The organism is Streptomyces sp. R41 (assembly GCF_041053055.1).
Classification (GTDB): Bacteria; Actinomycetota; Actinomycetes; order Streptomycetales; family Streptomycetaceae; genus Streptomyces.
The window spans coordinates 4230675-4243908 of record NZ_CP163443.1; the positions used below are offsets into that span (position 1 = coordinate 4230675).

General features: G+C 70.4%; 10 protein-coding genes. All 10 read right to left on the reverse strand.

Translation table 11 applies throughout. The features are described 5' to 3' along the window. Positions 1 to 46 precede the first annotated feature (46 nt). Positions 47 to 451 carry a RidA family protein gene (locus AB5J53_RS19480; RefSeq protein ID WP_369246934.1) on the reverse strand — a complete coding sequence of 135 codons (405 nt, stop codon included), beginning with the start codon at positions 449 to 451 and terminating at the stop codon, positions 47 to 49. Between the two features lie 748 nt (positions 452 to 1199). After that, positions 1200 to 2420, reverse strand: coding sequence for a hypothetical protein (locus AB5J53_RS19485; RefSeq protein ID WP_369246935.1), 1221 nt, complete (start codon positions 2418 to 2420; stop codon positions 1200 to 1202). 465 nt (positions 2421 to 2885) lie between these two features. Then, the gene (locus AB5J53_RS19490) at positions 2886 to 4043 is read right to left on the reverse strand and encodes an SUKH-4 family immunity protein (RefSeq protein ID WP_369246936.1); all 1158 of its coding nucleotides are present in this window, start codon (positions 4041 to 4043) and stop codon (positions 2886 to 2888) included. Between the two features lie 378 nt (positions 4044 to 4421). Further along, a complete protein-coding gene (locus tag AB5J53_RS19495) occupies positions 4422 to 4550 on the reverse strand; it encodes a hypothetical protein (protein ID WP_369246937.1) in 129 nt (42 codons plus the stop codon). Further along, on the reverse strand, positions 4547 to 6853 hold the full coding sequence (locus AB5J53_RS19500; protein WP_369246938.1) for a xanthine dehydrogenase family protein molybdopterin-binding subunit: 2307 nt from the start codon (positions 6851 to 6853) through the stop codon (positions 4547 to 4549). The genes AB5J53_RS19495 and AB5J53_RS19500 overlap by 4 nt, the downstream gene beginning before the upstream one ends. Further along, a complete protein-coding gene (locus tag AB5J53_RS19505) occupies positions 6850 to 8349 on the reverse strand; it encodes a 2Fe-2S iron-sulfur cluster-binding protein (RefSeq protein ID WP_369246939.1) in 1500 nt (499 codons plus the stop codon). Before AB5J53_RS19505 ends, AB5J53_RS19500 begins: the two co-directional genes overlap by 4 nt. After that, on the reverse strand, positions 8346 to 9239 hold the full coding sequence (locus AB5J53_RS19510; protein ID WP_369246940.1) for a xanthine dehydrogenase family protein subunit M: 894 nt from the start codon (positions 9237 to 9239) through the stop codon (positions 8346 to 8348). Before AB5J53_RS19510 ends, AB5J53_RS19505 begins: the two co-directional genes overlap by 4 nt. Positions 9240 to 9519: 280 nt before the next feature. Beyond that, positions 9520 to 11157 (reverse strand): beta-N-acetylhexosaminidase, encoded by a 1638-nt coding sequence (locus tag AB5J53_RS19515; protein WP_369246941.1) that lies wholly within the window; start codon positions 11155 to 11157, stop codon positions 9520 to 9522. A 1-nt stretch (position 11158) separates the two neighbouring features. Then, positions 11159 to 12019 carry a carbohydrate ABC transporter permease gene (locus tag AB5J53_RS19520; protein WP_369246942.1) on the reverse strand — a complete coding sequence of 287 codons (861 nt, stop codon included), beginning with the start codon at positions 12017 to 12019 and terminating at the stop codon, positions 11159 to 11161. Then, complete coding sequence (locus AB5J53_RS19525) at positions 12016 to 13017, reverse strand: carbohydrate ABC transporter permease (RefSeq protein WP_369252332.1); 1002 nt, start codon at positions 13015 to 13017, stop codon at positions 12016 to 12018. The genes AB5J53_RS19520 and AB5J53_RS19525 overlap by 4 nt, the downstream gene beginning before the upstream one ends. Positions 13018 to 13234: the final 217 nt, after the last annotated feature.

The window sequence follows — 13234 nt, forward strand, 5'->3', positions numbered from 1 at the left end:
CGGACCTCCTTGTGAGGCTCACGACCAGACTTGGGGGCGCGCTCCGTCAGTGCGTCACGTCAAGGCGGACGACCGCGCCGATCTCGACGAGCTGGTCGGGCAGCGCGAGGTCGGCCACGCCCATGACGGTGCTGGTGGGCCGGTGGTCGCCGCAGTACGCGGCGTGCAGCCTGGCGAGGGTGTCGAAGTTTTCCCGCAGGTCCATGGCCAAGACGGTGGTCTCGACGATTTGGTTGCGGGTGGCGCCGAAGTGCTCCAGCACCCGGTCGAGGTTTTCGAAAGTCGTCCGCACCTGGAGCTCGAAGTCTCCCGCCCCGACGAAGGCCCCGGTGCTGTCGTGCGACACCTGCCCGGAGACATAGAGCGTGTCGCCGACTTGAACTGCCTGGCTGTACCCGTATTGGGCTTCCCACGGCATACCGAAGCTGAGTTCCCTGGACCGAACAGTCACGATTCTCTCCCGAATAATCGACCGAACCAATTCCGGGCTCATACAACTTGCTTCGCAGCGGAGACGACGTTCGCCCGCATCAGTGACACGCCGTACGACGTGTGCCTCGTACAGATAGCACCCCCGACCAGGGTGTCTCGTGCCGGCAACCTCCGCATCCGGGGCCGCGGCGGTCAGGACCAGGAAGGGCGTGCCGCACGGCAGCAGCCTCACCGTGGATGACCCGGAAAGCTGAGAAGGGTCAACGTTCAAAGGAGCCCGCCCCTGGTAATCGACGCCTTCACCGCCGCAGTCCCAGACCAGTCGACAGCCGGCCCGGGGCAGTCAAGACCTACGTCACCACAGCCTGACCTGCTCGCAGGTGCGGCCCAGGGTGCGCAAGAGCCCTTCGTTGGCGTCCGCGTAGATCACTGCGGAGTCAGCGATGCCACCGACCCGGGAAGGGCCTGGACCACCGCTGTCTAGGTAGGTCTCGCCCCGTCTCAGTTTCCGTCTCGTTCACCGACGTACGCGACCCTCCAGAGCCGTTCACCCCGCCCCTGCGGGCTCAGCTTCCGTACGGATCTGAACGCCCGCGACCACGCCCGGATGACGCCCTGACCAGGCCGGACAAACCTGCAAAGCGAGTTACGTGGGTTCGATTCCCGCCACGGCCTCTAGCGCCTGACCTGCAGAACGAAGGGGCGGCACCCCCGAAGGGGTTGCCGCCCCTTCGTTCTGTGGTCGGGTCTCTTGTCCGGGGTGCGGTCTACGGGGCCGGGCAGGCGTCCGGTCCGTCCTTTTCGAACGCGGCCGTGGTGCAGTAAGTGATGGTCGGGTAGTAAGGGCCCATGGCCGTGGCCGGGTCCTGACCCTTCTGGACATTCTGTACGGCGTTGTGGAAGTCGCCGGCCGGGAGCATGTTCCGGAAGAGCAGGAGGCCGTCGACGTCGGTGGGTCCCCAGGCGATCCAGGTGACCTTGTTGGACGCGGTCGCATTCGCGGGGCGGTCCTGGGGGGTGGAGACCACATAGGTGTACTGCCCGTCCTTCAGGGCCGTTTGGTAATCAGCGGCGCAGGAGCTCGACGGGTAAGGAAGCCGCCACTGGTTCTGGCAGAGCGACCAGTACCTGAGTTGCGTCTTGGTGAGCACCGACTGGCCTTCGCTGGTGTTGGGGAACGTCGGCGCCTTGCCCCGGATGACGGCAATGCGGCCGGGCTCATACGCAATCGGGGTGCACAGGTACTTGTTGTACGGGTTGGGGAACAATCCCCCGGCCTTATTGGGCACGGCGAAGACCGGGGCACTCGGAGTGGACTTCCCGCATCCCTCGAATCCTCCCGGGGGTGCGTTGCTTTTCACGAGCTGCCGCAGGAACCCGGCCAGTGGTCCTGCGGGACCCTGGGCAGAACCGGCTGCGGGGCAGGTCGCAATGTTGCTGGTGCTGCCGCCCTGGTGCTGGATCGAGAGCGCGGGAAGGGGAACGCCGCCCGTGGGGTCGGACGCCTCGGTCGGCACATAGATCCTCAAGGCGATGAACCCGGATCCGGAGGCGGCACTGTTGGCAGTGGCGGCCAGGGTGTTGTTGCCGGAGCCGGCTGCGACGCCGCTCTGCGCGGTGACGCGATACCGGTGCTGAGCAGGGTCTGTCCCGGCATTCGCCTGAGCGAAGGGGTTTTTGCTGCCTGCGCTCGGGGCGATCGATTTGTCGTCGAGCGAATCGATCGGGGATCCCGTGGTGTCGTACGTCGTCAGCGACGTGAACCGGGCCGATGGATATGTCCCCTCCACAACCAGCCGGTCTCCCTCGGCCAACTGGTAAGGCATGACCCAGTAGGTGGCGTTCGTCTCGGGAAACGCGAAATTCAACCTGTTGGGATTGACCACGGCCGGCCACCCGCAGGAGACCTTGGGGACACTCTTATGGCCGGTTCCCGCCGGGACCGCCGCATTGGCTGACGGCACAGCCAGCACCGCGAGGAAGCCCATCGCAAGGGAACAAGATCCCAGCCTCTGTCTCAAAGAGCGCATGGCTTCGCTCCGTCCATGGACACTGAAGGTGGTGGAAGCCCTGCGCTCATGGAAACGCGGAGGATCAGGCGCGCTGCAAGGGCCGAGACTCAGGAATCCCTGGCCCAGCGTGCGGCCGGGTGCCCCCAACGACTTTCTGCACGTATTTCCGTCGCCGTTTCGGTACTGCCGTTCGGCCCGACGAGTACCTACCTGCCTCGCACTCCCCTGGAGAAGGCACCCATAACAGTTTCACGCCGTCACCAGCGTCACGCAACGCAGCAGCCGCCAGGCACGAGCTCGACGCGGCTCGACGCGGCTCGAGGCGGCATTACGCGCGCTGCTCGCGCTCGCCACGGCCTCGCGAAAGAGTCGGCCGTCCCCCATCCAGGGGGCGGCCGATCCGCCTTCCGGTGCCGGACCGCCTCAAGTGCGGCCCGCCGCCTACGCGTACAGCGCTCCGCCGGCCTGGTCCTCGAATATCTCTGGCCAGTAGCGCCAGCCGTCGTCCCCGGGCAGGAACGGGGTCGGGTCGCAGGCGACGGGGTCGACCGTGGCGAGGGTCTGGGCCATCGTGGCGGCGAGTTGCTCGTAGGAGTCGGTCAGGTCGTGGGCCGCGTCGATCGTCTTCTCACGGTGGAGCAGCCAGAGGGTGAAGGCGAGGGTGGAGATGTCGGCGTTGAGGGGGCGGAGGGTGAGGTCCGGTTCGCTCCAGGCGAGGACCGCGCCCGTGCTGCCGTCCACGACGAGGCTGGTGTCCTCCAGCAGATGGCCGAGGCGTATCAGACGGTCCGCGGCGGTGGGCAGTTCGTCGGCGGAGAAGTCGCCTGGGCGCTCGTCCGCGTAGTACTCGCTGAGCGCCGGCAGCGGCACCTCCGTGTCCAGCTGGAAGAGGAGGCCGTCCTCGGGCAGGCCCGTCTCCCGCAGGAACCGGCGCGTGGGTTCGTGCGCAAGCGCGGACGGGAAGTCGACGTCCTCGAAGCGCATGATCTCGCCCGCGCCGAACTCCTCGTCCAGCAGCCGCTTCGGCAGGTCCAGGACGAGTCCGTCGCCCGGGCCCGCGATCCGGGCCAGCGGGCGGATCAGGGCGGCCATCCGCCAGTACGGCGGCACGTCGTCGCCCGCGCCCGACTCGAAGACGGCGGTCAGGCGGTCCGACGCCTCCGTGACCGCCTTCGGGCCGAACTGGCCTCGGGCGGCCGTCAGTTCCTCCGTCGCGGCCGCGAAGCGCAGCAGCGCCTCCAGGGAGGGGGCGAGGGGGGACAGGTCCATCAGGGCCGGGTTCCGGTGGACATACGTCGTGGAGACCTCTCCCGTCGTGCCGTCCAGCACGATCGACTCCAGGTCCCTGTCGAGGTTGCGCAGCGCCCCTATGACGAGTTGGTCCCTCAGCTCCTCGGCGAGCTTCTCCGCGTCGCCGGCCAGGTCCGCGAGCCTTCGCAGGCCGTGCTCCCGCAGCGTGCCGAACCCCAACAGCGCGCCGTCGGACGGCAGCCCTGGCCCTGTCAGCCACCGGCGCGTCCCCGCGTGCGTGACATACGCATCCAGCTCGTCGTCGGTCAGTGTGATCGCGCCGCCGACAGCGGTGTCAGTCGTGCTCATGGCTCCCCCGCGCATGTGAACGCATCGTGCTTCCCCCACGTGAGAACACCCCGCCGCCCAGCGGCAGTTCCCCACTGCCGAGAACCATACGCCGCACCACTGACAACGCCAGAAACACGCAGGAACAGCCCGCCCACACCGGGGAAACTTCCGTCCCAGAGCCTGCGGGCCCCTGTTCTTCGCCCCCTCCGCCCCTACCCGTCCCGTACCAGCCTTTCGGCTGCGGGTGCGTGGGGGTTGCTCGCGCAGTTCCCCGCGCCCCTTTTAGGGGCGCGGGGAACTGCGCAATCTTTTAAGCGGGGGTCTGGGGGCGCAGCCCCCAGGTACGGGAACGGGTAGGGGCGGAGGGGGCGAAAAAATCCCCGAGCCCACCGGATCTCAGCTGAGGTACACGCCACCCACGACAACCACGACGGCCGCCAGCACGAACAGCAGCACCCAGAGCATCAACTTCCCGGCGCTGGGCGGGGGTTCATAGCGCGGAGGCTCGGGCTCAGGAGCGCTCATGACGGCGTCACCACCGCGGCCTGGGGCCGGATGGGGAGGCGGTTGACGGGACGCCCCGTCGCCGCGCGGACGGCGGACGCGACCGCCGCCGGGGACGTCACGACCGGCACCGCGCTGACCGCCTTCGCGCCGAAGGGAGCGACCACGTCGCGTTCCTCGACCAGCTTGACGATGCGGATGTCGGGGGCGTCCAGGGCGGTGGGGAGGGCGTACCCGGTGAGGTCGGGGTGGCGGACCAGGCCGCGGGCCGTGCGGAGGTTCTCCGTCAGCGCGGCGCCGACTCCCTGGGTGACGCCCGCCTCGATCCGGGCGGTGAGCTGCGCCGGGTTGAGCACTCGGCCCACGTCCTGGGCGAGGGCGAGTTCCACGACACGGACCGAGCCGAGCTCGATGTCGACGTCCACCACCGCGCGGATCGCGCAGAAGGCCAGGCCCACGAAGGCGTCGCCCTGCCCGGCGTCGTCCAGGGGTTCCGTCGGATGCGGGCGGCACTGCGCGGTGGCCCACAACTCCTTGCCGTCCATCGCCTCGGTGACGGTCGTCGACAGAACACCGTCGTACGACGTGATCTTGCCGTCCGTGATCTGCAGCAGCTCCGTGGACATGCCGAACTTGTGCGCCAGCGGCTGGAGCAGTTGCGTGCGGACCATTTTCGCGGCCCGTTCCACCGCGCCGCCCGACACCCACGTGTGGCGGCCGCGGCAACTCCCGCCCGCCGGAGGCTGGTCGGTGTCGACAGGTGCCACATGCACCTCGTCGATGCCGAGCGTCTCCTGGACGATCTGGCGGGCCAGCGTGGTGAAGCCCTGGCCGGTCTCGACGGCCGCGCAGAGCACCGTGGCGACGCCGTCGTGGACCTTCACCGTGGCCGTGGAGACCTCGTCCGCGCCCTCGGCGCCCAGCATGTGGACCATGCCGACGCCGTAGCCGACACCACGGCGTACGGCACCGGGTTCGCCCGCGCCTTCGGGGCCCCCGGGGAGCAGCCACTCGTCCTCGGGCGTGTCCTTGGGGAGGGCGGGGAGCGGGAAGTCCCGTACGGCTTGCAGCAACTCGGCCACCGGAGCGGGACATGTCACCGTCTGGCCCGTGGGCAGCACATCCCCCGTGGCCATCGCGTTGCGCAGGCGCAGTTCCGCCGGGTCGATGCCGAGCTTCTTCGCCAGCTTGTCCATCTGCGCCTCGTAGGCGGCGCACACCTGCATGGCGCCCTCGCCGCGTACGTGCCCGGAGGGCGGGTTGTTGGTGCGTACGGCCCAGCCCTCGATGAAGGCGTTCGGGACGACGTACGGGCCACAGGCGAAGGAGACGGCGGCGGCCAGCGACTCGGCGGAGGTGTCCGCGTAGGCGCCCGCGTCGAGCAGGATCTGCGCCTCGACCTTCACCAACTTGCCCTCGGCGTCCGCGTGGTGGCGGTAGCGCAGCAAAGTGGGGTGTCGGTGGACGTGGCCCAGGAAGGACTCCTCGCGCGTAGCGGTGAGCTTCACCGGGCAGCCGGTCTTCAGGGCCAGCAGGCCGAGCGGGAGCTGGAAGCCCTGGTCCTCGCGGTCGGCGGTGGCGCCGGGGACCCCGGTGACGACGACCTTCACGCGCTCGGGTTCCAGGCCGTAGCAGGCGGCGGCCGTGTCGCGGTCGGTGTGCGGGTCGGTGGAGGCTACGTAGAGCTCGACTCCGCCGTCGGGGCGGGGCACGGCGAGACCCGCCTCGGCGCCGATGGGGGCCGGGTCCTGGCGGCCGATGCGGTACTGGCCCTCGACGACGATCTCGCCGGCCGCGGCGGGGTCGCCGTGGCGCAGCGGGATGTGCCGGATCAGGTTGCCGTCGGGGTGCAGGGGTTCGGCCTCGAAGGCCTGCTCAGGGTCGGTCACCGCGTCGAGCACTTCGTACTCGACGATGACGGCGGCGGCGGCCATGCGCGCGGTGTCCGGGTGGTCGGCGGCGACGGCCGCGATGGGCTCCCCGTGGTGGCGTACGACCTCGGAGGCGAACACCGGGCGGTCCGCCCTGCCGCGCCCGTGCATCGCGCTGCCGGGCACGTCCTCGTGGGTGATGACCGCTCGCACGCCGGGCATCTCGCGCGCGTGGCTGGTGTCGATGGACACGATGCGCGCGTGCGGGTGGGGCGACCTGAGCACGGCGGCCCACAGCAGGCCCTCGGCCCACAGGTCGGCCGCGTACGGGAAGGTGCCCTCCGTCTTGGCGCGGGCGTCCGCGGCGGGCAGCGAGACGCCCAGCCCGTGCGGCACGGGCTCGGGGCCGGTCTCGGGTGCCGCCGGTGTCGCGGTCGCGGCTTCGTTGCTCACGCCTGGCCTCCGTCCTGGCCGTACGGCTGCTCATGCGGCGCTTGGGGATCGTACGGAGCGGTGTTCTCGTACGCCGACGGGTGGACGCCGCCCGCGCCGGGTCCCGCCTGGTGCGGGATGCGTGCCTCGTCCGCGTCCGGCGCGGCTTCGGCGGCGGCCGCGGAGTGAGCCTCGCGTTCGGCGACGACCTCCTGCACGGCATCCAGGACCCCGCGGTAGCCGGAGCAGCGGCACAGGTTGCCGCACAGCGCCTGGCGGGTCTCGAGCTCGGTCGGCGCGGGGTTGCCCTCGAGGAGGTCGTGCACGGTCATCGCCATGCCCGGTACGCAGAAACCGCACTGCACGGCACCGCACTTGGCGAGCGCCCGCTGCACGTCGGAGGGCTGCCCGTCGGCGGCCAGGCCCTCGACGGTGCGCACCTCGCTGCCGGCGGCGGTGACGGCGGGCACCAGGCAGGACGCCACGAGCCGTCCGTCGACCTGCACGTTGCAGGCGCCGCACTCGCCCTGCGAGCAGCCGTCCTTGGCGCCCGCGAGGCCGAGCCGCTCGCGCAGCACGTAGAGCAGCGATTCGCCGATCCAGGCGTCGCTGACGGGACGGTCGGCGCCGTTGACGCGCAGGACGTACGAGGCCAGAGGGTGTTCGTCGTGCTGGGGTGAGGCGGGGGTGCCCTCGTCCCGCGCCTCCTCGGCGGCGCTCTCGGAAGTCTCCGAGGCGTCTCGATCCTCGGGTGCCGGGTCCGGTTCGTGCGCCTCCGCAGGCTCACCGGCCACGTGCTCGGGCCCGGCGACCGGCCCGTGAGCCTCGTGAGCGGCCTCGGCGGCCTGCTGGGCGGCCTGCGCGGGCGATTCCGTATGCGACTGCGCCGGCGGCTCCGCGGGAGCCTCAGCGGCCGTTTTCGCCGGCTCGGCGGACCATGCCTGCCCGATGGTCTCCGTCGCCCAGGGAGCGGCCGCGCCGCCGGGGAGCGTGGCGGGTGGCGTCCCGCCCCACTGCTCGACGAGCGCCGACGTGGTGAACTCGCCCGATTCGTCCGGAAGATCGCCATTGGCGACCGGAATCGACCACTGCCCGGTCACGTCGTGCCCGGAGTGCGACGAGTGCCCGGAATGCCCATCGGTAGCGGCTTCTTGTGCGGGCGCCTGACCGAAGTCCCACTGCCCGGTGGCTCCCGGGTGGTACGAGAACCGGTCGTTCGCGCCCTGCTGAGGCTCGCCCCCCTGGGGCGCACCGTTCGGATCCGGCCACTGGACGGCCTCGCCGGGCACCGCCCAGGTCCCGGTGGCCGCCGGGTCGGTCGCGACGCTGATCTGCGGGGGCACGTAACCGTGCCCGGGCGCCGCGAGCGGGCTGTCCCGGTCGGCGAGGAGGGCGTCGATACCGCCTTCGGGGAGCTGGACGAAGGCGGTCGCGCTGTCGTCGTAGTCGCCCTGGGGCAGCGGATCCCATCGGCCGCCGCTCCGCGGAGCGCCCTCTCCGTGCTGGTCGTCGGTCACGACAGTGCCCTCCCCAGTGCTCGTCGGGCCAGCGCGGCGACGGTGCGCCGCAGGTGCAGTACGGCGGGCGGAAGCGGTTGCACGGAGCCGTCCTCGGCAGGGACGGGATCGGGGATGCAGGCCGCGGCGACGTACTCCCCGAAGGCGTTCAGCGCCTCGGGCACGAGCGTGCGCTCTCCGTCCCAGTCGATCAGCTGGGCGACCCACGCCTCGGCGTCCAGCGGCCGCAGCGGCATCGGCGCTATGGCCCCGACGGCGCACCGCACTCCGCGCCGCGCGGGGTCGAGGACGAGCGCCACGGACGCGATCGCGCGCCCGGGTCCGGTACGTCCGGTCGCCTTCAGGAAGACCTGCGGCGCGTGCAGCAGCGGCACGCGCACGTAACCGATGAGTTCGCCGCCGCGGAGCATCTCCATGCCCGCGAGCAGGTGCGAGACGGGAATCTCGCGGCGGGCTCCGCCCTGGCCCGCGATGATCAACGTGGCTTCCAGGGCGGCCAGTACGGGCAGCGCGTCCCCCGTAGGGGAGGCCGACGCGATATTGCCACCCAGGGTGCCCGCGTTACGGATCTGCGGTGGTCCCGCCGCACGCGCGGCGGCGGCCAGCGCCGGGATGAGGGCCGCGAAATCGGGGCGCCCCATACGGGCGTGGGTGAGGCCCGCGCCGAGCAGCGCGTGGCCGTCCTGGTACTGCCAGCCGCGGATCTCGCTGATCCGGCCGAGGCCGACGAGCGCGGCGGGCCGCAGCTGTCCGGAGTTGACCGCGGCCATGAGGTCGGTGCCGCCGGCCACCGGAACGGCGGCGGGCATGGCGGCCAGCGCCGCCACTGCCTCGTCCAGCGAGGCGGGCAGCGTCACGGCCTGCGCCGCCTGCGGTGCGTGCGTGGTCAAACCGGCTGCCCCTTCCCGCTGCCCCACCTGGTCCCACCTGTGCTGCCGTACGGTACGTGCTGACAGGGCGGACGTGGCAACTCTGGCACATCTTCCCCGACCCTCGACGCGGGGGTCCGCTAGGAGGCATTCGCCCCTCTCACCAGGGAGATGGTCCGTTTTCGCACGGCATCACCCGTGAGTGCGAATTGCCACTCTTCGGTGACCCTTGGGTGCCTTTTTCCATGTGGGGCCACCGTGGCAGGGTGAAAACGACGGGACACACCGGTTGGGAGTCACCTCACACGTTTGGGGGCGCCCCCTCGATCGGGCGTCCGAGCACACCGGGTCGCTTCTGCCACGGCAGCGGTCCCGTGGGCGGGCGATAGGCCACTCCCAGAGCGTCAAGTCGCGCGTAGTGGGCGGTCATCCGGTGCTCGAAGTCCGCGAAGTCCCGTTCGGCGGGGGCGGGCAGGGCGCTCCAGGCGACCTCGGCGAAGGCCGCGAGCCGCGGGTGGGTCTGATAGTCCACGCGCGCGTGATCCTCCATCACCTCGGTCCACACATTGGCCTGAGTACCCAGCACATGCCGTGCCTCCGCCTCGGTGAGCTGCGGCGGGACCGGTTCGAAGCGGTAGACGTCCTCCAGGGTGCGGACATAGCCGATGGGCACCGGCTCGTCCTCGCCGGCGTCCTGACGGTGGTCCAAGTACACCTGCTGCTCGGGGCACATGACGACGTCGTGGCCCGCGCGGGCGGCCGTGATGCCGCCCTGGTAGCCGCGCCACGAGGACACGGCCGCGCCGTCCGCGAGCCCACCCTCCAGGATCTCGTCCCAGCCGATCAGCCGACGCCCGTGCGCGGAGAGCCAGTTGTCGAAGTGCCGGATGAACCAGGACTGCAACTCGTCCTCGTCCGCGAGCCCGAGTTCCTTGATGCGCGCCTGAGCGGTGGGCGACTGCTTCCACTGGTCCTTGGCGCACTCGTCTCCGCCGATGTGGACAAACCCCGAGAACGGCGCGGCGTCCGCCGGGAAGAGCTCCAGGAGTTCCTCGAACACCCCCTCGTAGAAGCGCAGGGTGTTGTCAGTGGGGGCGAGTACGTTTTTGGAGACGCCCCAGTTGTCCCAGACGGTCAAGGAGGTCGTGTCGATGACGTCGGTGTTGCCCAGTTCCGGATACGCGGCGATGGCGGCCTGCGAGTGGCCCGGGATGTCGATTTCGGGGACGACGCTGATATGCCGCTCGGCCGCGTACGCGACGATCTCGCGGATGTCGTCCTGCGTGTAGAAGCCCCCGTGCGGCTTCTCCTCCCACAGCGGCGAGGCACGATGGCCGAATTTCGTGCGCGCCCGCCAGGACCCGACCTCCGTCAGCTTCGGGTAGCGCTTGATCTGGACACGCCAGCCCTGGTCATCGGTGAGGTGGAAGTGGAAGACGTTGAGTTTGTGCGCGGCCAGGACGTCGAGATGGCGCAGGACTCCGTCCTTGGGCATGAAGTGACGCGACACGTCGAGCATCAGACCGCGCCAGCGGAATCGGGGGGCGTCCTCGATGATCTGGTGCGGGATTCCGTAGATCGTCCCCGGCCGGACGGGGGCACGGCGGAAGGCGTCGGGGCCGAGGATCTGACGCAGCGTCTGCGCGCCCCAGAACACTCCGGCCGCGTCGCCGCCGCGGATCTCGATGCCCCAGTCGACGACGCTGAGCTTGTACGCCTCGGGCTCCAGCCTGTCGTCGAGGAGCAGCCGTACGGCATTGCGGGCGTCCTGCGGCCCTGGTGACAGGAGTAGGCCGAGTGCCGCGCCGAGCGTGGCGCGCAGCCAGCGCTCCGTGCCGCCCGTGCCGGGCGCGGCCCACACGGTGGTGTCGGCGTCGAGCGCGACCCCACGGCGCATCGGGCCCTCGACGGCGCGGGGCGCCGGAATCAGATCAGTCACGTCAGTCCTTTACCGCTCCGCCGAGGCCGGAGACCAGTCGTCGCTGTACGAGTACGAAGAAGATCAGCACCGGAATCGTCATCACGGTGGAGGCCGCCATCACTCCGCCCCAGTCCGGCTCGTCCGGCTTGTAGAAGACGAGAAGGGCCATCGGCAGGGTGGACTGCGAAGTGTCGCTGATGATGAAGGACTTGGCGAACAGGAAGTCGTTCCAGGCCGAGATGAACGAAAAGACGCTCGTGGACACAAGGCCCGGGAAGACCAGGGGGAACAGAATCTGCCAGAGGAATCGCGCACGGCTCGCCCCGTCGATGTACGCGGCCTCCTCCAGCGCGTCCGGTACGGCCTTTACGAAACCCCGCAGCATCCAGATCGCGAAGGGCAGCGAGAAGGCGATGTGCGGCAGGATCAGCGAGCCCAGCGTGTTCAGCTGACCGAAGTCCCGCATGAGGAAGAAGAGGGGGATCGTCAGGGCCTCGACGGGCACCATCTGCGCGACCAGGAACATGATCAGCAGGGTGGTCCGGAAACGGAAGCGGAATCGTGTCACCGCCGTCGCCGCGAGAAACGCGACGAGCGCCGACACGAGCACCACGGAGCACGCCACGACAAGGCTGTTGAGGAAGTACCGGCCGAATTCCTGCTGTCCGAAGACGCGCCGGAAGGAATCCAGGGAGGGCGAAAGCGTCCAGGGGCGGGGCTCGGTCGACTCGACCTCTCCGGCCGGTTTGAAGGCGCTGAGCACCATCCAGTAGAGGGGGAAGGCGACGACGGCCGCGATCAGCAGCGCGGACGCCTCGGCGGCCAGCCGCCATGGACGCCGTACGAAACCCCGTAGGAAGTTCCCCGTCGGGAAGCTCACAGTTCCTCCCCCTGCCTGCGCAACAGCCGCAGATAGACCAGCGTGACCGCCAGCAGAATCACCAGCATCACCACGCCGATCGCCGAGCCGAGGCTGTACTGGGAGGCGGCGAACGCCTTCTGGTACGCGTACACGTTGAGCACCAGGTTCTGTCCCGCGATGCCGCCGCCGTTCGTCATCACGTAGATCTGCGTGAAGACCTTGAAGTCCCAGATGACCGACTGGATGGTGACGACCACCAGGATCGGCCGGAGCATCGGCGCGAGCACCGAGCGCCAGATCCGCCAGTGCGAGGCGCCGTCCAGAGCGGCCGCCTCCAGCACCTCACCCGGTACGGCGCGGATCCCGGCGTACACCGTCACCATCACGAACGGGAAGGAGCACCACACCACTTCGAGCAGCACCAGCGCGAAGGCGCTGTAACGCCCGTACGTCCATGAGTGGTCGCCGATCCCGAGGACCCGGTTGGCGGGGCCGAAGTCGGGGTCGAAGAGGAACAGCCAGACCGTGGATCCGGTGACGGCCGGGGTGGCCCAGGCGCCGAGCGCGGCCAGCATCAGCGCGAGGCGCGGCACGGCCCGTACGCGCGTGAGGAGCACCGCGAGCGCGCAGCCGACGGCCAGGGTGGAGACCACGCAGGCCGCCGCGAACACCAGGGTCGCGAGCAGCACCTGCCAGAACTGGTCGTCGGCGAAGAGCGTCGCGTAGTTGCCGAAGCCCTCGAAGGTGGTCGGCTCGCCACCGCTGACCTGGGCCTGGGTGTACCGCAGGAACGAGATCAGGCCGAGCTGGTAGATGGGGTAGACGAGCAGACCGCCGAGGACGACGAGGGCGGGGGCGAGGTAGAGCCAGGGGGTCCAACCGGCTTGGGTGCGGCGGGATTTACCTGTGCTACGGCGAGGTTGGGCGGGCCGCCCGCGACGGAGGCTGCCGGTCCCCGGCCCGGATTTGCCGGGCCCGCCGGGGTGCCCGGGCGCCCCCTGGGCGGCCGCGGGCAGCAGGTCGCGCACGGGCGCGCCGCCGCTCGGCCGTGCCGTGGGGGCCGCCGCCGGCCGACCGGGCACGGCCGAGTCCGGCCCGCCGGAACGGCCCACGCCGGAGCCGTCGGAGCCCGCGCCGGTGCCAGAGCCCGCGCCGGTGCCGCGCTCGGGCGGGATGTCGTCCGTCGGATCGTCCGTCGGAACAGCACCGTCTCTCGGCGATGACGCCCGGCCT

Bases quoted from the DNA above. Each gene is read 5' to 3' on its own strand.
- AB5J53_RS19485 (WP_369246935.1), bottom strand. From the start codon at position 2,420: ATGGGCTTCCTCGCGGTGCTGGCTGTGCCGTCAGCCAATGCGGCGGTC.
- AB5J53_RS19490 (WP_369246936.1), bottom strand. From the start codon at position 4,043: ATGAGCACGACTGACACCGCTGTCGGCGGCGCGATCACACTGACCGAC.
- AB5J53_RS19495 (WP_369246937.1), bottom strand. From the start codon at position 4,550: ATGAGCGCTCCTGAGCCCGAGCCTCCGCGCTATGAACCCCCGCCCAGC.